At 71.2% G+C, this 25,864-nt stretch carries 25 protein-coding genes; 17 read left to right on the top strand and 8 right to left on the bottom strand.

All coding sequences use genetic code 11. The annotated features are described in order from the left end of the window. The first annotated feature begins 58 nt into the window (after positions 1 to 58). The 12 genes from glyA (at position 59) to ACGFSH_RS06485 (ending at position 11,686) form a co-directional block, all read left to right on the top strand. Entirely contained in the window at positions 59 to 1,297 is a 1,239-nt protein-coding gene (gene glyA / locus ACGFSH_RS06540; protein ID WP_393345605.1) for a serine hydroxymethyltransferase, read from the top strand. A gap of 174 nt (positions 1,298 to 1,471) precedes the next feature. Further along, positions 1,472 to 2,830 (top strand): MraY family glycosyltransferase, encoded by a 1,359-nt coding sequence (locus ACGFSH_RS06535; RefSeq protein WP_393345603.1) that lies wholly within the window; start codon positions 1,472 to 1,474, stop codon positions 2,828 to 2,830. Positions 2,831 to 3,284: 454 nt separating this feature from the next. Beyond that, positions 3,285 to 3,740 carry a hypothetical protein gene (locus ACGFSH_RS06530; protein ID WP_393345601.1) on the top strand — a complete coding sequence of 152 codons (456 nt, stop codon included), beginning with the start codon at positions 3,285 to 3,287 and terminating at the stop codon, positions 3,738 to 3,740. Positions 3,741 to 3,965: 225 nt separating this feature from the next. Further along, the gene (gene atpB / locus ACGFSH_RS06525) at positions 3,966 to 4,787 is read left to right on the top strand and encodes a F0F1 ATP synthase subunit A (protein WP_359172868.1); all 822 of its coding nucleotides are present in this window, start codon (positions 3,966 to 3,968) and stop codon (positions 4,785 to 4,787) included. Positions 4,788 to 4,855: 68 nt separating this feature from the next. After that, positions 4,856 to 5,086 carry an ATP synthase F0 subunit C gene (gene atpE / locus ACGFSH_RS06520; RefSeq protein ID WP_009321656.1) on the top strand — a complete coding sequence of 77 codons (231 nt, stop codon included), beginning with the start codon at positions 4,856 to 4,858 and terminating at the stop codon, positions 5,084 to 5,086. A gap of 41 nt (positions 5,087 to 5,127) precedes the next feature. Further along, positions 5,128 to 5,673, top strand: coding sequence for a F0F1 ATP synthase subunit B (locus tag ACGFSH_RS06515; RefSeq protein WP_393345598.1), 546 nt, complete (start codon positions 5,128 to 5,130; stop codon positions 5,671 to 5,673). Beyond that, positions 5,670 to 6,491 (top strand): F0F1 ATP synthase subunit delta, encoded by an 822-nt coding sequence (locus ACGFSH_RS06510; protein WP_393345596.1) that lies wholly within the window; start codon positions 5,670 to 5,672, stop codon positions 6,489 to 6,491. The genes ACGFSH_RS06515 and ACGFSH_RS06510 overlap by 4 nt, the downstream gene beginning before the upstream one ends. 134 nt (positions 6,492 to 6,625) lie before the next feature. Continuing rightward, positions 6,626 to 8,215 (top strand): F0F1 ATP synthase subunit alpha, encoded by a 1,590-nt coding sequence (gene atpA, locus ACGFSH_RS06505; protein ID WP_393345594.1) that lies wholly within the window; start codon positions 6,626 to 6,628, stop codon positions 8,213 to 8,215. Between the two features lie 21 nt (positions 8,216 to 8,236). After that, the gene (locus ACGFSH_RS06500) at positions 8,237 to 9,154 is read left to right on the top strand and encodes a F0F1 ATP synthase subunit gamma (RefSeq protein WP_393345592.1); all 918 of its coding nucleotides are present in this window, start codon (positions 8,237 to 8,239) and stop codon (positions 9,152 to 9,154) included. Next, positions 9,154 to 10,590: a F0F1 ATP synthase subunit beta gene (gene atpD, locus ACGFSH_RS06495; protein WP_069769954.1), complete on the top strand. Its 1,437-nt coding sequence runs from the start codon at positions 9,154 to 9,156 to the stop codon at positions 10,588 to 10,590. The genes ACGFSH_RS06500 and atpD overlap by 1 nt, the downstream gene beginning before the upstream one ends. A gap of 133 nt (positions 10,591 to 10,723) precedes the next feature. Continuing rightward, entirely contained in the window at positions 10,724 to 11,098 is a 375-nt protein-coding gene (locus tag ACGFSH_RS06490; protein ID WP_062642034.1) for a F0F1 ATP synthase subunit epsilon, read from the top strand. Between the two features lie 141 nt (positions 11,099 to 11,239). Then, positions 11,240 to 11,686, top strand: coding sequence for a DUF2550 domain-containing protein (locus ACGFSH_RS06485; protein ID WP_393345590.1), 447 nt, complete (start codon positions 11,240 to 11,242; stop codon positions 11,684 to 11,686). 81 nt (positions 11,687 to 11,767) lie between these two features. Here ACGFSH_RS06485 and ACGFSH_RS06480 read toward each other — a convergent pair whose 3' ends face one another. From ACGFSH_RS06480 to ACGFSH_RS06470, 3 genes are all read right to left on the bottom strand, one after another. Then, positions 11,768 to 13,600 (bottom strand): glycosyl hydrolase family 18 protein, encoded by a 1,833-nt coding sequence (locus ACGFSH_RS06480; RefSeq protein WP_393345588.1) that lies wholly within the window; start codon positions 13,598 to 13,600, stop codon positions 11,768 to 11,770. A 162-nt stretch (positions 13,601 to 13,762) separates the two neighbouring features. Beyond that, positions 13,763 to 14,428: a response regulator gene (locus ACGFSH_RS06475; protein ID WP_393345586.1), complete on the bottom strand. Its 666-nt coding sequence runs from the start codon at positions 14,426 to 14,428 to the stop codon at positions 13,763 to 13,765. Further along, positions 14,425 to 15,600 carry a sensor histidine kinase gene (locus ACGFSH_RS06470; protein WP_393345584.1) on the bottom strand — a complete coding sequence of 392 codons (1,176 nt, stop codon included), beginning with the start codon at positions 15,598 to 15,600 and terminating at the stop codon, positions 14,425 to 14,427. The genes ACGFSH_RS06475 and ACGFSH_RS06470 overlap by 4 nt, the downstream gene beginning before the upstream one ends. A gap of 151 nt (positions 15,601 to 15,751) precedes the next feature. On the opposite strand from ACGFSH_RS06470, the gene ACGFSH_RS06465 reads away from it, so the two are divergent. Further along, positions 15,752 to 16,351: a hypothetical protein gene (locus ACGFSH_RS06465; protein WP_393345582.1), complete on the top strand. Its 600-nt coding sequence runs from the start codon at positions 15,752 to 15,754 to the stop codon at positions 16,349 to 16,351. A 12-nt stretch (positions 16,352 to 16,363) separates the two neighbouring features. Here ACGFSH_RS06465 and ACGFSH_RS06460 read toward each other — a convergent pair whose 3' ends face one another. Further along, the gene (locus ACGFSH_RS06460; RefSeq protein WP_329413655.1) at positions 16,364 to 16,936 is read right to left on the bottom strand and encodes a cob(I)yrinic acid a,c-diamide adenosyltransferase; all 573 of its coding nucleotides are present in this window, start codon (positions 16,934 to 16,936) and stop codon (positions 16,364 to 16,366) included. Between the two features lie 511 nt (positions 16,937 to 17,447). Between ACGFSH_RS06460 and ACGFSH_RS06455 the strand changes: the two genes are divergently transcribed. Both ACGFSH_RS06455 and ACGFSH_RS06450 read left to right on the top strand, forming a co-directional pair. After that, positions 17,448 to 17,771, top strand: coding sequence for an STAS domain-containing protein (locus ACGFSH_RS06455; RefSeq protein WP_020131168.1), 324 nt, complete (start codon positions 17,448 to 17,450; stop codon positions 17,769 to 17,771). Positions 17,772 to 18,005: 234 nt separating this feature from the next. Further along, positions 18,006 to 20,555 carry an ATP-binding protein gene (locus ACGFSH_RS06450; protein WP_393345580.1) on the top strand — a complete coding sequence of 850 codons (2,550 nt, stop codon included), beginning with the start codon at positions 18,006 to 18,008 and terminating at the stop codon, positions 20,553 to 20,555. A 99-nt stretch (positions 20,556 to 20,654) separates the two neighbouring features. Here ACGFSH_RS06450 and nucS read toward each other — a convergent pair whose 3' ends face one another. Next, positions 20,655 to 21,326 (bottom strand): endonuclease NucS, encoded by a 672-nt coding sequence (gene nucS / locus ACGFSH_RS06445; RefSeq protein WP_329413657.1) that lies wholly within the window; start codon positions 21,324 to 21,326, stop codon positions 20,655 to 20,657. A gap of 263 nt (positions 21,327 to 21,589) precedes the next feature. Here nucS and ACGFSH_RS06440 point away from each other — a divergent pair, with 263 nt between their 5' ends. Next, positions 21,590 to 21,982: an SCO5389 family protein gene (locus ACGFSH_RS06440; RefSeq protein WP_329413658.1), complete on the top strand. Its 393-nt coding sequence runs from the start codon at positions 21,590 to 21,592 to the stop codon at positions 21,980 to 21,982. 84 nt (positions 21,983 to 22,066) lie between these two features. Here ACGFSH_RS06440 and ACGFSH_RS06435 read toward each other — a convergent pair whose 3' ends face one another. Continuing rightward, on the bottom strand, positions 22,067 to 23,095 hold the full coding sequence (locus tag ACGFSH_RS06435; RefSeq protein WP_393345577.1) for an LLM class flavin-dependent oxidoreductase: 1,029 nt from the start codon (positions 23,093 to 23,095) through the stop codon (positions 22,067 to 22,069). A gap of 222 nt (positions 23,096 to 23,317) precedes the next feature. On the opposite strand from ACGFSH_RS06435, the gene ACGFSH_RS06430 reads away from it, so the two are divergent. Further along, a complete protein-coding gene (locus ACGFSH_RS06430; RefSeq protein ID WP_393345575.1) occupies positions 23,318 to 23,650 on the top strand; it encodes an ATP/GTP-binding protein in 333 nt (110 codons plus the stop codon). Between the two features lie 37 nt (positions 23,651 to 23,687). Here ACGFSH_RS06430 and ACGFSH_RS06425 read toward each other — a convergent pair whose 3' ends face one another. Together ACGFSH_RS06425 and ACGFSH_RS06420 are read right to left on the bottom strand one after the other, a co-directional pair. After that, complete coding sequence (locus ACGFSH_RS06425) at positions 23,688 to 24,566, bottom strand: ABC transporter permease (RefSeq protein WP_393345573.1); 879 nt, start codon at positions 24,564 to 24,566, stop codon at positions 23,688 to 23,690. Next, positions 24,563 to 25,849 (bottom strand): ABC transporter ATP-binding protein, encoded by a 1,287-nt coding sequence (locus tag ACGFSH_RS06420; protein ID WP_393345571.1) that lies wholly within the window; start codon positions 25,847 to 25,849, stop codon positions 24,563 to 24,565. The genes ACGFSH_RS06425 and ACGFSH_RS06420 overlap by 4 nt, the downstream gene beginning before the upstream one ends. Positions 25,850 to 25,864 lie beyond the last annotated feature (15 nt).

Raw genomic sequence — 25,864 nt, 5'->3', positions numbered from 1 at the left:
GGTGTCCGCGCCGGGCCTACATTGGACGTACGTCACCGTCGACGCCCCGGAGCGCACCATGTCGGTCACCCATGTCCCCGAGACCGACGTCGTACGCCGGCAGGACCCCCAGATGGCCGACATCCTGCTCGGGGAACGCGAGCGGCAGGCGTCGACGCTCCAACTGGTCGCCGCCGAGAACTTCACCTCCCCCGCCGTGCTGGCCGCACTCGGCTCGCAGCTCGCCAACAAGTACGCGGAGGGCTATCCGGGAGCCCGCCACCACGGCGGCTGCGAGATCGTCGACGTCGCCGAACGCCTCGCCGTCGACCGCGCGAAGGCCCTCTTCGGGGCCGAGCACGCCAACGTCCAGGCCCACTCCGGCTCCTCCGCCGTGCTGGCCGCCTACGCGGCGCTGCTGCGGCCCGGCGACACCGTCCTCGCGCTCGGGCTGCCCCACGGCGGACACCTCACCCATGGCTCGCCCGTCAACTTCTCCGGCCGCTGGTTCGACTTCGTCCCCTACGGGGTGGACGCCGAGACCGGCCTCATCGACCACGAGCAGGTCCGGGCGCTGGCCCGGGGACACCGGCCCAAGGCGATCGTGTGCGGGTCCATCGCCTACCCCCGCCACATCGACTACGCCTTCTTCCGCGAGGTGGCCGACGAGGCCGGCGCCTATCTCATCGCCGACGCCGCGCATCCCATCGGTCTGGTCGCCGGGGGAGCGGCGCCCAGCCCGGTTCCGTACGCCGACGTCGTATGCGCCACGACGCACAAGGTGCTGCGCGGCCCCCGCGGCGGGATGATCCTGTGCGGCGGCGACCTGGCCGAGCGGGTCGACCGGGCGGTGTTCCCGTTCACGCAGGGCGGTGCGCAGATGCACACCGTCGCCGCGAAGGCGGTCGCGTTCGGCGAGGCGGCGACACCGGCGTTCCGCGTGTACGCCCATCAGGTGGTCGCCAACGCGCGGGCTCTCGCCGCCGCTCTGGAGAGTGAAGGGCTGGCCGTCACCACCGGCGGGACCGACACCCACCTCATCACCGCCGACCCGGCCCCCCTCGGCGTGGACGGCCGCACGGCGCGCGGGCTGCTCGCCGCCGCCGGGATGGTGCTGGACTGCTGCGCCCTGCCGCACGCGCACGACCGCGGCCTGCGCCTGGGCACCGCCGCGCTGACCACGCAGGGCATGGGGGAACGGGAGATGACAGGGATCGGGGCGCTGCTGGGGGCGGTGCTGAGAGGGGAGACCGAGAGCAGGAAGGCCCGCGAGGAGGTGCGCGCGCTGGCCCTGGCGTTTCCGCCGTACCCGGGCTGAACCGGAGTGGGCGTGGCGTGTGCGCGCCCTGTCGCGCACACCCCGTGCGCCCCCGTGCACAGCCTCACGTGAAACCATCGTCACTACCCGGCAGTCCTCACACATATGCGCCGTGCGGCGGACGATCGCTAGGGTGTGGGACTGAGATGGCCGGCGAGACCTGTGGGGAAGCCCGTGCGTGAATACCTGCTGACGCTCTGCATCACGGCCGCGGTGACGTATCTGCTGACCGGGCCGGTACGTAAGTTCGCGATCGTGGCCGGAGCGATGCCGGAGATCAGGGCCCGTGACGTGCACCGGGAACCCACTCCGCGGCTCGGCGGTATCGCCATGTTCTTCGGTCTGTGCGCCGGCCTGCTGGTCGCCGACCACCTGACCAACCTGAACGAGGTCTTCGAGAAGTCGAACGAGCCGCGCGCCCTGCTCTCCGGCGCGGCGCTGATCTGGCTGATCGGCGTCCTGGACGACAAGTTCGAGATCGACGCGCTGATCAAGCTGGGCGGCCAGATGATCGCCGCCGGCGTCATGGTCATGCAGGGTCTGACGATCCTGTGGCTGCCCATCCCGCTGGTCGGCACGGTTGCGCTGACCCAGTGGCAGGGCACGCTGCTGACGGTGGCGCTGGTCGTCATCACCATCAACGCGGTGAACTTCGTGGACGGCCTCGACGGGCTCGCCGCCGGCATGGTGTGCATCGCGGCGGCGGCGTTCTTCATGTACGCCTACCGCATCTGGTACTCGTACGGCATCGAGGCCGCGGCCCCGGCGACGCTGTTCGCGGCGATCCTGATGGGCATGTGCCTGGGCTTCCTGCCGCACAACATGCATCCCGCGCGGATCTTCATGGGCGACTCGGGCTCGATGCTGATCGGGCTGGTGCTGGCGGCCGGCGCGATCTCCATCACGGGCCAGGTCGACCCCGACGTCATGAAGCTGTTCTCCGGGTCCGAGCGCAACGCCGTCCACCAGATGGTGCCCGTCTACATCCCGCTGGTGATGCCGCTGACGATCATCGCGATCCCGGCCGCCGACCTCGTCCTGGCGATCGTGCGCCGCACCTGGCGCGGCCAGTCGCCGTTCGCGGCGGACCGCGGCCACCTGCACCACCGGTTGCTGGAGATCGGCCACTCGCACAGCCGCGCGGTGCTGATCATGTACTTCTGGTCGGCGCTGATCGCGTTCGGCGCGCTGGCCTACTCGGTCAACTCGGCCTCCATGTGGATCGTCCTCGGCGTCGTGGCGCTCAGCGCGGTCGGCCTGGGGCTGCTCCTGCTGCCGCGCTTCACCCCCCGCGCACCGCGCTGGGCCGAGGCGTTCCTGCCGCCCCGTTACCGGCGCCGGCGGGCGGAAGCGCGCGGCGGGGCCGTCGCCCCGGCCACGGACGGTCCGGCCGCCGTGGGACCGGCCCCGGTCGAGCGCACGCCGCAGCGGGTCCCGGCCCGCGAGCCGGGCCCCCACCGCAAGATGAACGGCAGCACCGCCCTGTCGGAGCGGACGGGCCGCGTACGGACCCAGGAGCGCGAGCGCGCGTAGGGCGGCGCCGACGGCTCGTCACCGGCCCCGTCGGGGCTGTTCCTGACCCCTGGGAGGGTGCCTCGGGAGGGGTGCGTCCGGCGCTCACCCGTACCGCTCCCTCGCCCTGTCGAGGGGCTCCGACGGCGACCCCGACAAGGTAAGAATCTGACTAGAGCATTGCCAACTCGTGGGGGAATGAGGGGCGGGCAAACGATGCCAATACCAGACAAGCCCCCCTCGTCCCCGCCCAGACGCGCGCCGTCACTCTCATGTGTGACAGCAGGCACACCCAGTAGGTAAAGACCTCATCAAATAGTTTGTGATACGGTTCACGAGAACCCGGAACCCCACCAGAGAACCTCAGCGCGACGGTCCTCGGGGGCGAGGCCGGCGGAGGTCATTCCGCCCCTCGAACCGGGACTACGCTCGTCCATGACGACACCCTGCCCCCCTTGAAAGCGGAGTTGCCGCCATGCCCTCCAATGACGTCCGGATCCTGGTCCAGGCCGCCGTGCCCACCGTCGCCGTCGGCGCTGTCGCCGCGGTCGTCAGCGGTGTGGTCGCGGGCGGCAAGGGGGTCATCGGGGCGGTCGTCGCGACGGTCGTGGTCATCGCTTTCATGGGACTCGGTCTGTATGTGCTTCAGCGCACCGCCAAGTCGCTTCCGCACCTGTTCCAGGGCATGGGTCTGATGCTCTACACGACGCAGATCCTGCTGTTGTTCGTCTTCCTGGCCGCATTCAAGGAGACGACGCTGTTCAACCCCAGGGCTTTCGCCGTCACGTTGCTCGTCGGCACGCTGGCCTGGATCGGTGCCCAGACGCGGGCCCACATGAAGTCCAAGATCCTCTACGTCGAACCCGAACCGTCCTCCTCGACGACGACCTCGAAGGGCGAGAAGCCCGCAAAATCGGGGCACTCGTCGTGAAGGGTAGGGCCGGGATAAAGACGTCTGGGAGATCCTGCTATCGTCCGGTGCCAACTGCGGCATCGCGGGCGCGGGCATCTGAGCTGACGCCTGCTCAATCGCGAGGCACGATGCCCCCAAGCCGCCTCCACATCCGAACCACCAGTCCCGTGCCGAACCGCGGCCGTGCGCCGCGCCGACACAACGAGGTTGCCGTACCTATGCGCCACGCTGAAGGAGCCCGCGGTGAGTGCTGACCCGACGCAGGTGCTCGCCTTCGAGACCGACTGCCACATCTTCGACGGCTGTGGCTTCCCCTCTCCCGGCCTGCACTCGTTCCTGTTCGAGCCCATCTGGGGCGACGGGGACAGCAACGTGTACTTCAACAAGACGATGCTGCTGGCGCTGCTCGGCTCGATCATCATCGTCGGGTTCTTCTGGGCCGCCTTCCGCAAGCCGAAGGTCGTGCCGGGCAAGCTGCAGATGGTCGCCGAGGCCGGCTACGACTTCATCCGACGCGGAGTCGTCTACGAGACCATCGGCAAGAAGGAAGGCGAGAAGTACGTACCGCTCGTCGTCTCGCTGTTCTTCTTCGTCTGGATGATGAACCTCTGGTCGATCGTGCCGATCGCCCAGTTCCCGGTCACGTCGATCATCTCGTACCCCCTGGTACTGGCCCTGATCGTCTATGTCCTGTGGGTCTCGCTGACCTTCAAGAGGCACGGCTTCGTCGGCTTCTTCAAGAACGTGACGGGCTACGACAAGTCGCTCGGCCCCGTGCTCCCGCTGGCCATGCTGATCGAGTTCTTCTCGAACATCCTGATCCGGCCGTTCACGCACGCCGTGCGACTCTTCGCCAACATGTTCGCCGGGCACACGCTGCTGCTGCTCTTCACGATCGCCAGCTGGTACCTGCTGAACGGCATCGGGATCGCCTACGCGGGTGTCTCGTTCGTGATGACCGTCGTGATGACCGCCTTCGAGCTCTTCATCCAGGCCTTGCAGGCTTACGTGTTCGTCCTGCTGACCTGCACCTACATCCAGGGCGCGCTCGCCGAGCACCACTGAGCACCCCCGCTCCCCGAGTCGTCCGGTGGCCAACCCCCACCGGTCCGTAAAGAAAAGGAAGAACTGGCATGTCCCAGACCCTTGCTGCTGTCGAAGGCTCCCTCGGCTCCATCGGTTACGGCCTCGCCGCGATCGGCCCCGGCGTCGGCGTCGGCATCATCTTCGGTAACGGCACCCAGGCCCTCGCCCGGCAGCCCGAAGCGGCCGGCCTGATCCGCGCCAACCAGATCCTCGGCTTCGCGTTCTGTGAGGCGCTGGCCCTGATCGGTCTGGTCATGCCGTTCGTCTACGGCTACTGATCGCCGATTTCGGACCAGCCGACCAGACGAAAGGCATACACATGAGCCAGATGCTCATCGTGGCGGCCGAGGAGATGGAAAATCCCCTCATCCCGCCGATCCCTGAGCTCGTCATCGGCCTGCTCGCCTTCGTCATCGTCTTCGGCTTCCTCGCCAAGAAGCTCCTCCCGAACATCAACAAGGTTCTGGAGCAGCGGCGTGAGGCCATCGAGGGCGGTATCGAGAAGGCCGAGGCCGCACAGACCGAGGCCCAGAGCGTCCTGGAGCAGTACAAGGCCCAGCTCGCCGAGGCCCGCCACGAGGCCGCGCGCCTGCGCCAGGAGGCGCAGGAGCAGGGCGCCACGCTCATCACCGAGATGCGCGCGGAAGGCCAGCGCCAGCGCGAGGAGATCGTCGCGGCCGGACACAGCCAGATCGAGGCCGACCGCAAGGCCGCCGCGTCCGCGCTGCGTCAGGACGTCGGCAAGCTCGCGACCGAGCTGGCCGGCAAGCTCGTCGGCGAGTCCCTCGAGGACCACGCCCGGCAGAGCCGCGTCATCGACCGCTTCCTCGACGAGCTCGAGGAGAAGGCCGAGGCGTCTCGATGACCGCACACGGAGCGAGCCGCGAGGCATTCGCAGCAGCCCGTGAGCGTCTCGACGCGCTGACGGACTCCACGTCCGTGGACGCGGCGCGGCTCGCAGAGGAGCTGGCGTCCGTCACGGCGCTGCTCCACGGCGAGATCTCGCTGCGTCGGGTCCTCACCGACCCGGCGCAGGCCGCCGACCGCAAGGCCGAGCTGGTCCAGCGCCTGCTCGGCGCCCAGGTCAGCGGCCCGACCGCCGACCTGGTGGCCGGTACGGTGCGTTCGCGCTGGTCGCAGTCGCGCGACCTGGTGGACGCGCTGGAGGAGCTGGCGAACATCGCCGACCTCACCGCCGCGCAGAAGGCCGGCACGCTCGACGACGTCGAGGACGAGCTGTTCCGCTTCGGGCGGATCGTCTCCTCCAACACGGAGCTGCGCGCCGCACTGACCGACCGGAAGGCCACCGTCCCGGCCAAGAGCGAGCTGCTGCGCAGCCTGCTCGGCGGCAGGGCCGACGCGGCCACCGAGCGACTGGTGACTCGCCTCGTGACCGCGCCGCGTGGACGTAGCCTGGAAGCGGGCCTCGAGTCCCTGTCCAAGCTCGCCGCGGAGCGCCGCGACCGCATGGTCGCCGTCGTCACCTCGGCGGTGCCGCTGAGCGACCCGCAGAAGCAGCGCCTCGGCGCGGCCCTGGGGAAGCTCTACGGCCGCAGGATGCACCTCAACCTCGACGTGGACCCCGCGGTCCTCGGCGGGATCCGGGTGCAGGTCGGCGACGAGGTGATCAACGGCTCCCTCGCGGACCGCCTCGAGGACGCCGCCCGCCGCATGGCGAGCTAGCAGCAACTCAAGACCGCAGTACGAACTGATGGCGGCCCTGGTTGGGCCGTGCAGAGGATTCACCTCTTTCAGGGGGGAGTCCCCATCCCCCCAAAGTGAAACTTCGGGCCCAACAAGGAGAGCAGGGAACCCAGATGGCGGAGCTCACGATCCGGCCGGAGGAGATCCGGGACGCGCTGGAGAACTTTGTCCAGTCGTACAAGCCGGACGCGGCCTCGCGCGAGGAGGTCGGTACGGTCACCCTTGCCGGCGACGGCATCGCGAAGGTCGAGGGCCTCCCCTCGGCCATGGCCAACGAACTGCTGAGGTTCGAGGACGGCACCCTCGGCCTCGCGCTCAACCTCGAAGAGCGCGAGATCGGTACCGTCATCCTCGGCGAGTTCAACGGCGTCGAGGAGGGCCAGCCGGTCACCCGCACCGGCGAGGTCCTGTCCGTCGCCGTCGGCGAGGGCTACCTCGGCCGTGTCGTCGACCCGCTCGGCAACCCGATCGACGGCCTCGGCGAGATCGAGACGTCCGGCCGCCGTGCCCTGGAGCTTCAGGCTCCCGGTGTCATGGCCCGTAAGTCGGTGCACGAGCCGATGGAGACCGGCTACAAGGCCGTCGACGCGATGACCCCGATCGGCCGCGGTCAGCGTCAGCTGATCATCGGCGACCGCCAGACGGGCAAGACCGCCCTGGCCGTCGACACGATCATCAACCAGCGCGACAACTGGCGCACCGGCGACCCGAAGAAGCAGGTCCGCTGCGTCTACGTCGCCATCGGCCAGAAGGGCTCGACCATCGCCTCTGTGCGTGGCGCCCTCGAAGAGGCCGGCGCGCTGGAGTACACGACCATCGTCGCCGCCCCGGCGTCCGACCCGGCCGGCTTCAAGTACCTGGCGCCGTACACCGGTTCGGCCATCGGCCAGCAGTGGATGTACGAGGGCAAGCACGTCCTCATCATCTTCGACGACCTCTCGAAGCAGGCCGACGCCTACCGCGCCGTGTCCCTGCTGCTGCGCCGCCCGCCGGGCCGCGAGGCCTACCCGGGTGACGTCTTCTACCTGCACTCCCGTCTGCTGGAGCGCTGCGCGAAGCTCTCGGACGAGCTGGGCGCCGGCTCGATGACCGGTCTGCCGATCGTCGAGACGAAGGCCAACGACGTCTCGGCGTTCATCCCGACCAACGTCATCTCCATCACCGACGGCCAGTGCTTCCTGGAGTCCGACCTGTTCAACGCCGGTCAGCGCCCGGCCCTGAACGTCGGTATCTCGGTCTCCCGCGTCGGTGGCTCCGCCCAGCACAAGGCCATGCGCCAGGTCTCGGGCCGGCTCCGCCTCGACCTCGCCCAGTACCGCGAGCTGGAGGCGTTCGCCGCCTTCGGTTCCGACCTGGACGCCGCGTCGAAGTCGCAGCTGGAGCGTGGACAGCGCCTGGTCGAGCTGCTCAAGCAGCCGCAGTACCAGCCCATGCCGACCGAGGACCAGGTCGTCTCCGTCTGGGCCGGCACCACCGGCAAGATGGACGACGTTCCGGTCTCCGACGTCCGCCGCTTCGAGAAGGAGCTGCTGGAGTACCTGCACCGCAAGGAGCAGGGCCTCATGACCTCCATCAAGGAGGGCGCGAAGATGTCGGACGACACCCTCACCGCTGTTGCCGACGCGATCGCCGAGTTCAAGAAGCAGTTCGAGACCTCGGACGGCAAGCTTCTCGGCGAGGACGCCCCGGCCGCGGCCAAGTGACGTAAGGAAGGGACCTGACTCATGGGAGCTCAGCTCCGGGTCTACAAGCGTCGCATCCGATCCGTCACCGCGACCAAGAAGATCACCAAGGCGATGGAGATGATCGCCGCCTCGCGCGTCGTCAAGGCGCAGCGCAAGGTGGCGGCCTCCGCGCCGTACGCGACCGAGCTCACCCGCGCGGTCTCGGCGGTCGGCACCGGTTCGAACACCAAGCACCCGCTGACCACGGAGGCGGAGACGGCGACCCGTGCCGCGGTGCTGCTCCTCACGAGCGACCGCGGACTGGCCGGCGCCTTCAACTCCAACGCGATCAAGGCCGCCGAGCAGCTGACGGCGCGCCTCGAGGCGGAGGGCAAGGAGGTCGACACGTACATCGTCGGCCGCCGCGGTCTGGCCCACTACAACTTCCGCGAGCGCAAGGTCGCGGAGTCGTGGTCGGGCTTCACCGACGAGCCCACCTACGCGGACGCGAAGAAGGTCGCGGGTCCGCTGATCGAGGCCATCGAGAAGGACACGGCTGACGGCGGCGTGGACGAACTCCACATCGTCTTCACCGAGTTCGTCTCGATGATGACGCAGACGGCGCTCGGCGACCGTCTGCTGCCGCTCAGCCTCGACGAGGTGGCCGAGGAAACAGCCCCCAAGGGCGAGATCCTTCCGCTGTACGACTTCGAGCCCTCGGCGGAGGACGTCCTCGACGCCCTGCTGCCGCGCTATGTGGAGAGCCGCGTGTACAACGCGCTTCTCCAGTCGGCAGCCTCGAAGCACGCCGCCACGCGGCGCGCGATGAAGTCGGCCACCGACAACGCAGGAGAGCTCATCGAGACGCTCTCCCGCCTTGCCAACGCGGCCCGCCAGGCCGAAATCACCCAGGAAATCAGCGAGATCGTCGGTGGCTCCGCAGCCCTGGCCGACGCGACCGCGGGGAGTGACAGGTAATGACGACGACAGTTGAGACGGCCGTTGCCACGGGCCGCGTCGCCCGGGTCATCGGCCCGGTCGTCGACGTGGAATTCCCCGTCGACGCCATGCCGGAGATCTACAACGCCCTTCACGTCGAGGTGGCCGACCCGGCCCTCGCCGGCGAGAAGAAGACGCTGACCCTGGAGGTCGCCCAGCACCTGGGTGACGGCCTGGTCCGCACGATCTCGATGCAGCCCACCGACGGTCTGGTCCGCCAGGCCCCGGTCACCGACACCGGCACGGGCATCACCGTCCCGGTCGGCGACTTCACCAAGGGCAAGGTGTTCAACACCCTCGGTGAGGTGCTGAACGTCGACGAGCAGTACGAGGGCGAGCGCTGGTCCATCCACCGCAAGGCCCCCAACTTCGACGAGCTCGAGTCGAAGACCGAGATGTTCGAGACCGGCGTCAAGGTCATCGACCTTCTCACCCCGTACGTCAAGGGTGGAAAGATCGGTCTGTTCGGCGGTGCCGGCGTCGGCAAGACGGTGCTCATCCAGGAGATGATCTACCGCGTCGCCAACAATCACGACGGTGTCTCCGTGTTCGCCGGCGTCGGTGAGCGCACCCGTGAGGGCAACGACCTCATCGAGGAGATGGCCGACTCGGGCGTCATCGACAAGACCGCCCTCGTCTTCGGCCAGATGGACGAGCCCCCGGGCACCCGTCTGCGCGTAGCCCTGGCCGGTCTGACCATGGCGGAGTACTTCCGCGATGTGCAGAAGCAGGACGTGCTGTTCTTCATCGACAACATCTTCCGCTTCACGCAGGCCGGTTCCGAGGTGTCGACCCTGCTCGGCCGTATGCCCTCCGCGGTGGGCTACCAGCCGAACCTGGCCGACGAGATGGGTCTCCTCCAGGAGCGCATCACCTCGACCCGTGGTCACTCGATCACCTCGATGCAGGCGATCTACGTCCCCGCGGACGACCTGACCGACCCGGCCCCGGCCACCACCTTCGCCCACCTCGACGCGACGACGGTTCTCTCCCGTCCGATCTCGGAGAAGGGCATCTACCCGGCCGTGGACCCGCTGGACTCCACGTCCCGGATCCTGGACCCCCGCTACATCGCGGCGGACCACTACAACACCGCGATGCGCGTCAAGACGGTCCTGCAGAAGTACAAGGACCTTCAGGACATCATCGCGATCCTCGGCATCGACGAGCTGGGCGAGGAGGACAAGCTCACCGTCCACCGCGCCCGTCGCGTCGAGCGCTTCCTGTCCCAGAACACCCACGTCGCCAAGCAGTTCACCGGCGTCGACGGGTCGGACGTCCCGCTGGACGAGTCGATCACCGCGTTCAACGCGATCATCGACGGCGAGTACGACCACTTCCCGGAGCAGGCGTTCTTCCTGTGCGGTGGCATCGAGGACCTGAAGGCCAACGCCAAGGAGCTGGGCGTCTCCTGAACTCCCTGAGTTCGCAGTGAGCCCCACGGCTCACGCCTGAGGGGGCGGGCGCGTCCCGCCCCCTCACGCACGCCCCTTAGACTTGTAACCAACACCCGGCAGAATCCGCCGGGTGGTGACCCGAGGAGCCACCTTGGCTGCTGAGCTGCACGTCGCGCTGGTTGCGGCCGACCGAGAGGTCTGGTCCGGCGAGGCCACCCTGGTCGTCGCGCGCACCACGTCCGGCGACATCGGCGTCATGCCCGGTCACCAGCCGCTGCTCGGTGTGCTGGAGTCGGGCCCGGTGACCATCCGTACGAGTGACGGTGGAACGGTCGTCGCCGCGGTGCACGGCGGTTTCATCTCGTTCGCCGACGACAAGCTGTCGCTGCTGGCCGAGATCGCCGAGCTGTCGGACGAGATCGACGTCCAGCGCGTGGAGCGGGAGCTGGAGCGCGCGAAGGCGGAGGGCGACGCCGCCGCCGAGCGTCGCGCGGACGTACGACTGCGTGCGGCGGCCTCGCGCTGACCCAGGGCACAGCCGCATGACGTCACTCAGCCGCGGTCGGTACCGGAGCAATCCGGCGCCGACCGCGGCTGAGGCAGATCTGGATGTTTTTTCCGTTCCGTTACCTATTTCGGTACCTAGGAGACGAGGAGGTCGGTGTCGATGGTCCTCGCTCTGACTGTGTGCGGAATCGTCGTGGCCCTGGTGGTGCTGGGGTTGTTCGTCTTCGGCCTGCGCCGCAGACTCATCCAGCGATCCGGCGGCACCTTCGACTGTTCGCTGCGCTGGGACGTCTTTGAGGAAGCGGACACGAGCGGCAAGGGCTGGAGCTACGGCGTCGCCCGCTACAACGGCGACCGCATCGAGTGGTACCGGGTCTTCTCCTACGCCTACCGTCCGCGCCGGGTCCTGGAGCGCGGCTCGATCGAGGTGGCCGGCCGCCGGCTTCCCGACGGCGAGGAGGAGCTGGCGCTGCTGTCCGACGCCGTCGTCCTCGTCTGCGTGCACCGCGGGACCCGTCTCGAACTCGCCATGAGCGAGGACGCGTTGACCGGTTTCCTCGCCTGGCTGGAGGCGGCCCCGCCCGGCCAGCGGGTGAACGTGGCCTGACCGCGTTCGCCCTCCCCCGGAAGAGGTCCGGGAGAGGGCGAAGTCGTTCGGTCATTCGGTCAGGCGGTCATACGCACTTCGTCAGTTCAGTCCGTTGCTGATGGCGTTCACCAGCTCTCCGTTGCCGGTGTCGCCGCTGAACTCCCAGAAGAACGCACCGCCCAGGCCCTGGTTCTTGGCCCAGGTCATCTTCGTGGCGATGGTGGCCGGGGTGTCGTAGGACCACCAGTTGCTGCCGCACTTCGCATACGCCGTGCCGGCGATGGTGCCGGTGGCCGGGCAGGACGTCTTGAGGACCTTGTAGTCCTCGATGCCCTGCTCGTAGGTGCCGGCCGCCGGGCCGGTGGCCGTGCCGCCGGGGGCGTCCTGGGTGACGCCGGTCCAGCCCCGTCCGTAGAAGCCGATGCCGATGAGCAGCTTGCTCGCGGGCACGCCCTTCGCCTTGAACTTGGCCATCGCGTCGGCCGTGGTGAACCCGGCCGTCGGGATGCCGCTGTACGAGGTGAGCGGCGAGTGCGGAGCGGTCGGGCCCTGGGCGGCCCAGGCGCCGAAGAAGTCGTACGTCATCACGTTGTACCAGTTGACGTACTGCGCGGCGCCCGCGTAGTCGGCGGCGTCGATCTTGCCTCCGGTGGAGCCGTCGGCGGTGGTCGCGGCGGTGACCAGGTTGCCCGTGCCGAATTTGGCGCGCAGGGCCTGCATCAGGTTCTTGTAGGCCGCGGGGCCGCTGGTGTCGCAGGACAGGCCGCAGGAGTTGGGGTACTCCCAGTCGATGTCGATGCCGTCGAAGACGTCGGCCCAGCGCGGGTCCTCGACCAGGTTGTAACAGGACTGCGCGAACGCGGCGGGGTTGGCCGCGGCCTGGGCGAAGCCGCCGGACCAGGTCCAGCCGCCGAAGGACCAGAGCACCTTGATGTGCGGGTACTTGGCCTTCAGCTGGCGCAGCTGGTTGAAGTTGCCGCGCAGCGGCTGGTCCCAGGTGTCGGCGACGCCGCTGACGGACTGGTCGGCGGTGAAGGCCTTGTCGTAGTCGGCGAAGGAGTCGCCGATCGCGCACTGGCCGTTGGTGACGTTGCCGAAGGCGTAGTTGATGTGCGTGATCTTGGCGGCCGAGCCGGACGTCACCAGGTTCTTGACGTTGTAGTTGCGGCCGTAGATGCCCCACTCGGTGAAGTAGCCGAGCTTGACCTTGTCGCCGGTGGTCGGGGGAGTGGTGCCGCCGCCGGTGGTGTGGACGGCGACCGCGCCGCCGGCCGGGCCGGTCTGGTCGGCGGTGTCGCGGGCCCGGACGGTGTAGGAGTAGTCGGTGCCGGCGGTGAGGCCGGTGTCGGTGTACGAGGTCGTCGTCACCGTGGCGACCTTGGCGCCGTCGCGCAGGACGTCGTAGTTCTTGACGCCCTTGTCGTCGGTCGCGGCCGACCAGGCCAGCTTCACCGAGGTGTCGGTGACGGAGGACGCGGTCGGGGTGCCGGGGGCGGACGGCGGGGCGTCGCCCGGGACGCTCGTGCCGTCGCAGCTGCCGCCGTTGAGCTTGCAGTTGGACGGGGAGCCGGCGCCCGCGCCGTTGAAGCCGAAGCTGACCGAGGCGCCGGGGGCGAGGGAGCCGTTCCAGGACTTGTTCTTGGCGGTCCAGTGGAGGCCGGAGGACGTGACGTCGGCGTCCCAGGCGGAGGTGACGGACGTGCCGGAGGGGAAGTCCCACTCGATCGTCCAGGAGCTGATGGCGGTGGTGCCGGTGTTCTTCACCGTCCACCTGCCCTCGAAGCCGGTGCCCCAGTCGGAGGCCTTCGCGTAGGTGGCGGAGGCCGCCGATGAGTCTGCCGCCGCCTGGGCGGGGCCGGTGAGACCGACCAGGCCTGCCAGCGGGAGCAACAGCGTCGCGAACCCTGCCGCGGCTCTGTGTCTGAAGCGCATCCTGCGCCTCCTCGGGGGGAGTTGGGGGGCGTGACTGAGCCTTCACACCCACGGTGCCGCGAGAATAGAAAGGTCTGGACCACGGGTCAATAGGTCTGGACCAATGCACGGGATAAACCTCTGCCCGCCCCCGAAACGCCTCCCGGCCGCAGACCCCGGACGTCAGTCGAGGCCCGGCTCGACGCCCAGCTCCTGGGCCAGCACCGCCGCCTGCACCCGGCTGCGCAGCCCCAGCTTGCCCAGCAGCCGGCTCACATGGGTCTTCACCGTCGCCTCCGCCATGTCCAGGCGCCCGGCGATCCCCGCATTGGACAGCCCCCGGCCCAGACAGGCCAGGACCTCGCGCTCGCGCCGGGTCAGCGGGTCGAGCACGGCGGGATCGGCCGCGGGCGCCCGGGCCGGCCGCGCGGCGAACTCGGCGATGAGACGGCGGGTCACGGCCGGGGCGATCAGGCCGTCCCCGGCCGCCACCGTGCGGACCGCGGTGAGCAGATCCCTCGCCTCGGTGTCCTTCAGCAGGAACCCGGACGCTCCCGCCCGCAGCGCGCCGAAGACGTACTCGTCGAGGTCGAAGGTGGTCAGCACCAGCACGTCGGCGAGGCCCTCGCCGACCACCGCCCGGGTCGCCGACACCCCGTCCAGGCGCGGCATCTGAACGTCCATCAGCACCAGGTCGGGAAGCAGCTCCCGGGCCAGCCGCACCGCCTCCTCGCCGTCCGCGGCCTCGCCGACCACCTCGATGTCGGGCGCGCTGCGCAGGATGAGGACCAGTCCCGCGCGGACCGCGGACTGGTCCTCGGCGACCAGGACCCGGATGGCGGCGCTCATGCGGACTCTCCATCGACCAGGGGAAGAACGGCGTGCACGCTCCAGCGCGGGCCCTGCGGTCCGGCGGCGAACGTGCCGCCCAGCAGCGCCGTCCGCTCGCGCATGCCGACGAGCCCGGCGCCCGATCCGGGGGCGCGGGGCCCGTCCCGGTGACCGTAGGGGCTGAGGACCCGCAGGTCGAGCGCGCCGTCGCGCTGGACCAGCCGGACGGTGACCCGTCCGGGGCGCGCGTGCTTGAGGGCGTTGGTGAGCGACTCCTGGACGATGCGGTAGGCGGCGAACTCGACGGGCGTGGGGAGTGTGCCGTGGTCGGCGTCGAGGCTGACGTCGAGCCCGTTGGCGCGGGCGCCGTCGACCAGCGCGCGCAGTCCGTCGAGGGTGGGGGCGGCGGCCGGCTCGCGGTCCCCGCTGCCGTCGCGCAGGATGCCGATCAGCCGCCGCATCTCCGCCAGCCCCTCGACGCTGTTCTCCCGGATGACGGCCAGGGACCGGCGGGAGGTGTCCGGATCGTCGAGGGACAGGGCGGCCGTCGAGTGGATGGCGATCGCGGAGAGGTGGTTGGCGACCATGTCGTGCAACTCCCGCGCCATCCGCGCCCGCTCGGCCGTGACCGCCTGGGCGCGGTCCGCCTCGGCGAGCAGCGCGGTCTGCTCGGCGCGCAGCCGGGCGGCCTCGGCGGCGTCACGGTGATCGCGCACGATCCAGCCGGTGGCGGCCGGCCCGTAGGCGACGACGCCCACGATCACGCCGATCAGCAGCGCCTCCGGCACCCGCCACACCGCGAACGGCACCACGGTCCCCGCCACCGTGAGCAGAGCGGTGATCCACTGGATGCGGCGGGCGGAGGCGAGCGGGCCGTACAGGACGGCCGCGTACACGACGTCGGTGAACATCAGGATCGTGGACACGTTGCCCTGGGTCACGAGGTCCGCGGTGACCGTGACGCCGGCGACGGCCAGAGCCGTGCGCGGGGCCGTCCGGCGCAGCAGTTCGCAGCCGGCCATCACGGTGAGCGGCACGAGCACCGGCCAGGGGCCGTCGAAGACGGTGATCGGGTCGTCGGACCTGCGGGTGCCCAGTCCGGCGGCCACCAGGAGCAGCCCGCCGAGCAGTCCGCCGGCCGCGAGGAGCACGTCGAACCGGTGCGGTCGGGGGAGTCGTCGGGCGGGCATGCCCTCCATCCAACACGCCCTCCGCGCCGGGCGCCTGCCCCCCGGGGACGGTCCGGGACTGCATCTTTCGATGTACCGCCGGTTCGTCATCGGCGACGACGAACGCGGGCCGCGGCGGCGGCAGCCTGGGAGGGACGGAGAGGAGCCGACCGTGATCGTCGCGCTGATCGTCGCCTGCGAGGCGGCCTTCTGGGTGCTGCTGGCCGCCGGACTGGCCTGCCGGTACGTGTTCCGCATGCCGAGGCTGGGGCTGGCGCTGCTGCTGTGCGAGCCGCTGCTGGAGGTCGTGCTGTTCGCCGTGACCGCGGTCGACCTCAGGAACGGGGCCGAGCCGGACTGGCGGCACGGCCTCGCCGCCGTCTACATCGGCTTCACCGTGGGCCTGGGCCACTCCACGATCCGGTGGGTCGACGCCCGGGTGGCCCACCGCTTCGCCGGCGGTCCGCCGCCCGTGCGCCCGCCCCGGTACGGCACGGCCCGCGCCGTGCACGAGTGGAAGGTCGCCGGGCGCTGGACCGTCGCCGCGCTGACCGCCGTCGCCCTGCTCCAGGCGGCCGTCTGGTACGTCGGCGGCGAGGGCGCGACCGGCTCGCTGCGGGCGTGGCAGCAGCGGATGCTGTTCGTCGTCGGCGTCAATGTCGTCATCGCCGCGAGCTACACCCTCTTCCCGAAGAAGCGGCCGCAGGGCGAGCCGGATCGGGAACCGGCCAACCTGGGACAGGGGCCCGCCGCCCGCCCGCCGGGGCCGTGACGGGCGCCGTGGTCAGCGTTCGCCGCCCGGCACCCACAGGACGTCGCCGGTGGCCTTGTTGGCGGTGCGGGCCAGGATGAACAGGAGGTCCGAGAGGCGGTTGAGGTAGGTCGCGGTCAGCGGGTTCATCGCCTCGCCGTGCACCTCCAGCGCCGCCCAGGTGGAGCGTTCGGCGCGCCGCACGACCGTGCAGGCCTGGTGCAGCAGGGCCGCGCCCGGCGAGCCGCCGGGAAGGATGAACGAGCGCAGCTTCTCCAGCCGCTCGTTGAAGCGGTCGCAGTCCGCCTCCAGCCGGTCGACGTAGAACTGCTCCACCCGCAGCGGCGGGAACCCGGGGTTCTCCGTCACCGGCGTCGACAGGTCCGCGCCGACGTCGAAGAGGTCGTTCTGGACGCGGGTGAGGACCGCGACGAGTTCCTCGTCGAGCCCGCCCAGGGCGAGCGCCGTGCCGATCACCGCGTTCGCCTCGTTGGCGTCCGCGTACGCGGAGATCCGCAGATCGGTCTTGGCGACCCTGCTCATGTCGCCGAGGGCCGTGGTGCCCTGGTCGCCGGTCCTGGTGTAGATACGCGTCAGATTGACCATGCCGTCAATCTAGTCCGTCTCCGCGGACGCGTTCCGTTCCGTTCGTCACTGCGCCGACCACGGGGTCACTTCAGGGCCAATCGGTGGGAATCGGGCAGGATTTGACGACGTGACCGGCGTCTCACGCCCTGAGACGTGAAACGCGTTACTAACCGGTCACACAGCGCCTCGCGACCGCTAATCTCCGGCCCAGAGGCACACGGACAGGTACAGGGACGGACAACCGGACGGACAACCGGACGGTCGGCCGGACCCTCGGCCGGGACTCGACCGGACGGGCGGCCGGAACGGCTGCGCCGGATGGCTGAACGCCGGTGACATCGGACGCGTGAGCGGGCAGGGCTTCTACAGGCGCACACCGCACGGGCCCCACGGGCCTCACCCCTGCGGGTGAATTCGGTATCGGTTCGCTCACAGACGGCAACCTCCGGCCGCTTCACGCAGTCAGAGGATGCAACGCACCACCGGACATCACACCGCGGAGCACGAGACGCACGCTTAGGGGAGCGCTATGCACATCAGGGGCGACCACGTCGAGCTGGTCGTCGGGGGCCGTCTCGACGTCCGCAGCGCGGCGGACGCCCGTACGGCCCTGCACACGGCCGTCGACGACGGAGTCGGCGACCTGGTGCTCGACCTGTCCGAACTGGATTCCTGGGACGCCACCGGACTCGGCGTCATCATGGGCGTCCACCGACGGGCGGGCCGCTGCGGCCGGCGGCTGGTGCTGCGCGGCGTACCCCCGCAGATGCAACGCCTCCTGGTGGCCACCCGGTTGCACCGCATCCTCGCCATCGAGGGCGGCATCGGCGTGGAGTCGCTGCCCCGGGTGTGACCCACGAGGGCCGTGGCCTGCACGGGAATCGTGCGACGGGCGCAATCCTCACAAGACCGTGACGCTTCGGGCGGGGCGGTACCCCGGGCTGTCGCGGATACTGTGCGAAGGTTTACGGTTCGTCTGCCCGCCGCTCTCAGCCTCGAGCGGGCACCGGACCAGAAGCGACAGCGCAGTGTGCAGCAAGGCCGGGAGGGGCTACCGCCACACGACGCTTTTGGGGGGCTCGAACCTATGGACCCGAACCCGCGGGGACCCGAGGAGTACGGGCAGGACGGCGACGGGAAAGCGCCGCGCCCACGCCCTTCCCGGGACCCCCTCACACCCGACTTCGGCCAGCACCAGCCGGCCCAGGCCCGCACCGTGCGACTCGTCGTCGGCGAACACCTCCTCACCGTCAACCCGGTGGACGGCAGCGAGATGGAACGCCGTCCGCCCGGCGAGCAGGACGGCGGACCACCCGGCAAGCGCACGCCCGAGCAGCGCGCCGAGACCGAGCGCGCCGCCCGGCCGCCTGCCCCCGCGGGGCCGGCCCGCACCCCGTGGCCGCTCCAGGGCCGCCAGGACGAACGCGAACAACTGGTCCGCCTGCTCGCCCGCGGCCGCTCCGTCCGGGTCACCGGCGCCCCCGGCTCCGGCCGCACCAGCCTCCTCGACCTCGTCGCCGAGGACTGCGAGGACCTCGCCCCCGACGGCGTCGTCCGCCTCTGCGGGTTCGGCCGCACCGCCTCCGACCTGCTGCGCGACCTCTTCCACGCCGTCCACGACGCCCCCCGGCACCGCCCCGGCGATGACGAGCTGCGCGACCTCGTCCGCGAGATCGGCGCGGTCGTCGTCGTCGACGACATCGACCTCGGCGGCGCCGCCCTCGACGAACTGCTCGACGCGACGCCCGAGTGCGCCTTCCTGCTCGGCGCCGCCCCGGACGCCCCCGCGCCCTCCGCGGAGTCCGCCGTCGAGGAGGTCGCCCTCGCCGGACTCGACCGCGCCGGCGGCGTCGAGGTCATCGAGCAGGCCGTCGGCCGCGTCCTCACCGAGGAGGAGGCCAACTGGGCCGGGGACCTCTGGTTCGAGTCCGAGGGCCTGCCGCTGCGGTTCGTGCAGGCCGGCGCCCTGCTCCGGCAGCGCGACCGGCTGCGCGCCGACGCCGACGCGGTCGACGCCTTCGGCGTCTTCGAGGACGCCCGGCCGCTCCCCGCACCGGCCGAGGCCGCCGCCGGGGCGTGCGAGGCGGAGGAGATACCCCTGCCCTCCCTCGGCGAGGCGGCCGCGCCCGCGCCGCTGCTCGCCGCCCGCCTGAGCGCCTCCGCCCGCGCCACCCTGCGCTTCGCCGTCGCCCTCGGCGGCGAGGTCCCGCACCAGGCGCACCTGCCCGCCCTGGTCGGCGACACCCACGCCGACGCGGCCCTCGGCGAACTGGCCGCCTGCGGACTCGTCTCCCCGGTCGGCACCCGCTACCGCCTCGCCGTCGGCGTGCGGACCCAGCTGGAGGCCGCCGGATACGCCGACGACGTCGAGGCCCGCGTCCTGGCCGCCGCCCAGCACTACGCCTGGTGGGCCGGACACCCCTCGGTCACCCCCGAGCGGGTGTGCGCCGAGGCCGACGCGGTGCTCGCCGCGCTCACCGCCCTCGTTCCCGCCACCACCCGCCCCGAAGAGGGCGAGGAGGCCACCGCGGTCCGGCTCGCCCGCACCGCAGCCCCCGCCTTCGCCGCGGGCCTGCACTGGCGGGCCTGGGCGAGCGCCCTGCACGAGGGCGCCGAAGCCGCCAGGCTGGCCGGCGAGTCCGCCGACCGCGCCTACTTCCACCACGAACTGGGCGTCCTCGCCCTGTGCACCGGCGACCTCGACCGCGCCCGCTCCGAGCTGGAGGCCTCCCTCGCGCTGCGCGGGGTCATCTCCGACAAGCGCGGCACCGTGGCCGGCCGGCGCGCCCTCGCCCTGGTCGCCGACGCCTCCGGCGACATACCCGGCCTGCCGACGACGGCCCCGCCGGTGGCCGCGGACGAGGAGAAGCCCGAGGCCCGCCACGAGGAGTCGGCGCCCGCGCCGCGCGCCGTCCAGGCGGCCCTCCCGTCCTTCACGCCGGAGGCGGTAACCCTCGTCGCCCGCCGCGAACCGCCCGCCCGGCCCGCCGGGCCGGCCAAGCACCAGCGCGGCGGTCTGCGGGGCCTGGCCCGGCGCAACCTCGTCGCGGCCGGCGCGGGCGCGCTGCTCGTCGCCGTCCTCGGCACGGTGGTGACGCTGGGCGCGACCTCCGACAACGACGCCCACAACCCCTCCGACCGGGTGGGCGTCAACCCGACCGCCGACTCCGGGCAGAACGGCGACGACCCGAACGGCGACACTCCCGGCGACGGCGACGCCGGATCGTCCTCCGACACCGGCGAGGCGACCAGCAGGCCGACCGACCCCGGCCCGGACGGCACGATGGGCACCACGGACGACCCCTCGCCCACGGGACCGGCCGACCCGTCCCCGGACGCCAGCGGTTCGCCCGGCGGTCCCGGGCACGGCAGCTCGCCGTCGAGCACGCCCAGGCCCTCCACGTCGCCGAGCCGCAGCACCGGGCCCTCGACGACGCCCTCGCAGTCGGCGTCGTCGAGCTCGTCCGCTTCCCCGGACCCGTCCGAGTCGGACACCGAGGAGCCCACCGGGACGCCGACCGGCGACACCTCGAACTCGGCGGGCAGCTCGATGTCGTCCGCGCCCGGCAGTTCCCTCACCTCCGCCGCGCCCGCCGCGGACGCCGGCCCGCCCGCCTCGCCGGACGAGGTGCTCTAGGGCGCATACGCGGACACACGGGAACGGGCCGGTTCCGCAAGGGAACCGGCCCGTTGCCGATCGTCGCGCACGCGGTCGGTCCGGACCGCGCGGCCGTGTTCAGAACAGACGCAGCTTGTCGTCCTCGATGCCGCGCAGGGCGTTGTAGTCGAGGACCGTGCAGCCGATGCCGCGGTCCGTGGCCAGGACTCGGGCCTGGGGCTTGATCTCCTGGGCCGCGAAGACGCCCCGCACCGGCGCGAGATGCGGATCGCGGTTCAACAGCTCCAGGTAGCGGGTGAGTTGCTCGACGCCGTCGATCTCGCCGCGCCGCTTGATCTCCACCGCGACGGTCTGCCCCGCCGCGTCCCGGCACAGGATGTCGACCGGTCCGATGGCCGTCATGTACTCGCGGCGGATGAGGGTGTAGCCCTCGCCGAGGGTCTCGATGCGGTCGGCGAGCAGCTCCTGGAGGTGCGCTTCCACGCCGTCCTTGATCAGGCCGGGATCGACGCCCAGTTCGTGCGACGAGTCGTGGAGGATCTCCTCCATCGTGATGATGAGCTTCTCGCCGCCCTTGTTGACGACGGTCCACACGCCCTCCTCGTCGCCCGCGCCCTCCTTGAGCGTGCAGGGCGGCGACATCCAGTTCAGGGGCTTGTAGGCGCGGTCGTCCGCATGGATCGAGACGCTGCCGTCCGCCTTCACCAGAATGAGGCGGGGGGCGGAAGGGAGATGGGCGGTGAGCCGGCCGGCGTAGTCGACGGAGCACCGGGCGATGACGAGACGCATGGGGCGCAACGCTATCCGACGCCCCCGCCCCCAAGCGATTCGCCCTGGAAAAAGATCCTTCGGCGGGCACTCGACAGTGGCCGATTGTGTGCCCAACCGGGGTTCCCTATGTGCCCATTCTCCTGGTGCGGTCACCGTCCGTTGCCTACCGTAGTGAACGGGAGGTCGCGATGCGTGTACTCAGCGTGTGCGGTGTTTCGGCATGCGGACTCCCGTCCCTGTCCGGCAACCCCTGCTGTTCCGGGGGTGCGAGAGGAGTACCCATGTCGCTCGACGTCTCACCGGCCCTACTCGAACAGGCCGAGCGAGGCGAGGTCGACGAAGCACAATTCGTCGACTGCGTCCGGACCTCCCTGCCCTACGCATGGGAGATGGTCAGCTCCCTGGTGGCCCAGCTGAAGGTGGACGGCGCGGACTTCGCCGACAACCAGACGCCCCCGCCGGACGAGCAGGCACGCGGGCAGTTGCTGCGCGCGCTCGCGAGTGACGCCATACGCGGTGCGCTGCAACGGCACTTCGGTGTGCGGCTGGCCTTCCAGAACTGCCACCGGGTGGCGGTGTTCCCGTTGGACCCCGCGGTCGACGAGAAGCTCGGCCGCTTCACCTCGGTCCGCAGCCAGGTGCTGAACCAGTCCCCGGAATTCCGGGACTGCTGAACCGGTGACGCTGTCGCTTGCCGCTCCTGACGCGGGAGGTTCCACAGACACGGGAGCGGCAGGCCTCAGGGTCGGCTGGGCTGTTCACCGGAGGTGGGGGAGCACCTCCGAGCCCAGCCGCCGTACGTTCTCCTCCGTGGCCGCGAGGTCGCCGGAGCCCTCGACGAGCAGCGCGAAGCGCGAGATGCCGGTCCGTTCGCTGGTCGCCGCGAGGCGGTCGGCGCACAACCGCGGGGTGCCCACCGGGTGCAGCCCGCAGAGCAGTTCGGTGTACGCCACCGGGTCCCGCATGCTGCGGGCTCGGCCGTCCACCGTCACATGCGCGTCCAGGCCCTGCTTGAGCCAGCCCGGCATCGCCTTCACCAGCGTCTCCACCGCGTCCGTGCGCCGGTCCGCGATCTGGCAGACGCCCGCCGACACATGCGCCGCGCCCCGGATCTCGTCCCCCGAGCGGCCGGCGGCGCGCGCGCAGCGCCGCCACTGCGCGACCATCTCGGCCTTCTCCTCGTCCCCGACGTGCATGCCGAGCAGCATCGGCAGCCCGCGCTCGGCGGCCAGCCGCACGCTCGCCGGGGAGGTGCACGCCACGACGACCTCCGGTCCCGCCGTGTCGGTCAGGGCCTCCGACGGCCGGGGCACGACAGGGACCTCGCGGAAGCGGAACCGCTCGCCGTCCGCTCCCACCGAGGGCTCGCGCAGCCAGCGCACCAGCAGATCGAGTGATTCCGGGAACCCCTGCTCGTACGCGCGCAGCCCGGCGCCGAAGACCTCCAGGTCGACCCACGGGCCGCCGCGGCCCACGCCCAGCGAGAAGCGGCCGCCGCTCGTCAGGTGCAGCAGGGCGGCCTGTTCGCCGAGGGCCACGGGATGGACGGTGGGCAGTACGCTGACCGCCGTGCCGACCCGGATGCGCCGTGTGCGGCCCAGCAGCAGCGCGGCGAGCGTGACCGCCGACGGACACGTGCCGTACGGCACGAAGTGGTGCTCGGCCAGCCAGACCGAGTCCAGGCCCGCCTCCTCGGCGACCTCGGCCGAGCGGACGGCGCGGTGCAGCGCCTCGCCCTGGCCCTGGCCGGGGAACTGGGCTCCCAACACGAAACTTCCGACACGCATGGACATTCCTGCTTCCTTGGCTCCGACGCGGAGCTCCCCCACCGGGCATAACCGTCCGACACGTGCCGAGGACACGGCCTGGCGGAGAGATTTCCGGATTGTCTGCAGAATGCGCCGTCCGGCAGGGTGACTTGCAGGGGCGGCCGATCTACGGGCGCCCCCGTCCGGGCCGCGTACGCTGGACGCCGAACCCGCTTCCCGCAGAGCCCCGTGAGGTGTCCCGTGTCCCCGCGCCGCAACCGACCCAAGGGTGAGAACTCGTCCGGCCGGAGCGCCGAGGACGACGGCGCGGGCCGTTACGGCGGCTGGCAGTCGGCGGAGGCCTGGCAGGGCGAGCGGTGGAGCGTGCGCCATGTGGCGGGTTCGAGCGCGCAGGGCAAGGCCTACCGGTGCCCCGGCTGCGACCAGCTGATCCCCGACGGCGTCCCGCACGTCGTCGCCTGGCCCGAGCACGCGGGCGTCGACGACCGCCGGCACTGGCACAAGGCGTGCTGGAACGCACGGGACCGCCGCACCCCGGGGGTGCAGCGGTCCCGTAACGCGCCGAGGTTCTAGCCCCGGCCGCGCGCGCAGCGGGCGGCCTCGCGGCGGATCAGACGTCCCGCTTCTCCAGCAGGGCGAAGGCGGCGCCGAGCGCGGCGGCGGTCACGCCCAGCGCGATCCACAGCGGGTCCCAGCCGCTCGGTCCGCTCTCGCTGAGCGAGGTCGCGTAGAAGACGCCCATCTGGTTCGGGATCGAGTACTCGAACAGGGCCTGGCGCAGGTCCTCCAGCGAGGACGAGAACATGAAGATCGCGATGACCAGCGGGGCCAGCAGGAGGCCGATCATGATGGTGATCGCGCCCGCGGAGTGCCGGATGATCGAGCCGACGGCAAGCGACAGCAGGCCGAGCAGCGCGACGTAGAGGGACACGCCCACCGTCGCCTTCAGCCACTCCCCGCCCGTCGGCTGCCGGGCTTCGCCCAGCATGCCCACGTGCATCAGGGCGACGAGGCCGGACGACACAAGCGTCACCGTGAAGGCGACGGTGAAGAACACGACGGCCTTCGCCGCGAGGACCCGCCCGCGCGAGGGGCAGGCCACCATGGTCGTGCGGATCATGCCGGTGCCGTACTCCGAGGCCGTGGTCAGCACGCCCAGCGTGATGACGCACATGCTGCCCAGGAGGAGCCCGAAGAACCCGAACGGCAGGGCCGTCTCGTCCGAGAGGTCGCTCTCCGAGGCGTTCGCGGCGACCAGCGCGCCGGCCAGCAGGCCGATGCCGACGACGAGCAGCACGAACACGCCCAGCGTCCACATGGTGGAGCGCACCGACCGGATCTTGGTCCACTCGGAGGCGACGGCGTGCCCGAGGTGGGTGCGCACGACGGGGATCGGCGAGGTGTAGCCGGGGCCGGCCTGGGCGTACGAGGGGCCGGGCGCCTGCCAGGCGGGCGCGGCCTGCGGCGGCTGGTGCTGCGGGGTGCTCATCGGGCGTCCTCGGACTTGGTCTGGGCTGCGTCGGGGGCGGGGGAGGAGGCAGGGGCAGGAGTGGCGGCGGAGGGCTGCGCCGGGGCGGGGGCCGGCGCCGCGGCCGGCTGCGCCGGGGCCTGGACGGGCGGCTGGGCGGGCGCCGCGTACGGGTTGGCCCCGCCGGGCCCGGGAGCCGCCCCGGGCGCTCCGGGGGCGCCGTACGCCCCGTAGGAGGCCGCCGGAGGCGTCTGCGCGGGCTGCGGGGGCGCGTAGCCCTGCTGCGGGGGCGGCGGGGCGTACCAGCCCGGCTGGCCCTGGCCCGGCACCGGCATCGGCGGCTGGACGCCGGGCGGCAGCGGCTGCTGGAGCCCGGCCTTCTGGTCGATGGTCGAGCGGTAGTCGACGGCGCCCTGCGTCATCCGCATGTACGCCTCCTCCAGCGAGGCCTGGTGCGGCGACAGCTCCCACAGCCGGACGTCGCAGTCGTGGGCGATGTCGCTGATGCGGGGCAGCGGCAGACCCGTCACCCGCAGCGCTCCGTCCGGCTCGGGGAGCACATTGCCGCCCGCCTCGGTCAGCGCCGAGGCCAGCTTCTCGCGCAGCGGCGGGTCGGTGTGCGGGGTGCGTACCCGGGCGAAGTCGGCGGAGTTGGCCGAGATGAAGTCCGTCACGCTCATGTCGGACAGCAGCTGCCCGCGCCCGATGACGATCAGGTGGTCCGCCGTCAGCGCCATCTCGCTCATCAGGTGCGAGGAGACGAACACGGTGCGGCCCTCGGCGGCCAGCGACTTCATCAGGTTGCGCACCCAGAGGATGCCCTCGGGGTCGAGGCCGTTGACCGGCTCGTCGAAGAGCAGCACCTGCGGATCGCCGAGCAGCGCGGCCGCGATGCCGAGCCGCTGGCCCATGCCCAGGGAGAAACCCTTGGAGCGCTTTTTGGCCACGTCCTGGAGGCCGACAACGCCGAGCACCTCGTCGACCCGGCGGGCCGGGATGCCGGACAGCTGGGCCAGGCACAGCAGGTGGTTGCGGGCGTGCCGGCCGCCGTGCACCGCCTTGGCGTCGAGCAGCGCGCCCACCTGGCGGGCCGCGTTGGGCAGCTTGCGGTACGGGTAGCCGCCGATCGTCACCGTGCCCGCCGTCGGGTTGTCCAGGCCGAGGATCATCCGCATGGTCGTCGACTTGCCCGAGCCGTTCGGGCCGAGGAAGCCCGTCACGGCGCCGGGCCGTACCTGGAAGGAAAGGTTGTGAACAGCGGTCTTGTCGCCGTAGCGCTTGGTCAGGCCGACTGCTTCGATCATGCTCCGCACCCATCG

Source organism: Streptomyces sp. NPDC048481 (assembly GCF_043200075.1).
GTDB lineage: Bacteria > Actinomycetota > Actinomycetes > Streptomycetales > Streptomycetaceae > Streptomyces.
Note: the sequence above shows the minus strand (reverse complement) of the source record. Positions and strands in the feature narration are given on the sequence as shown.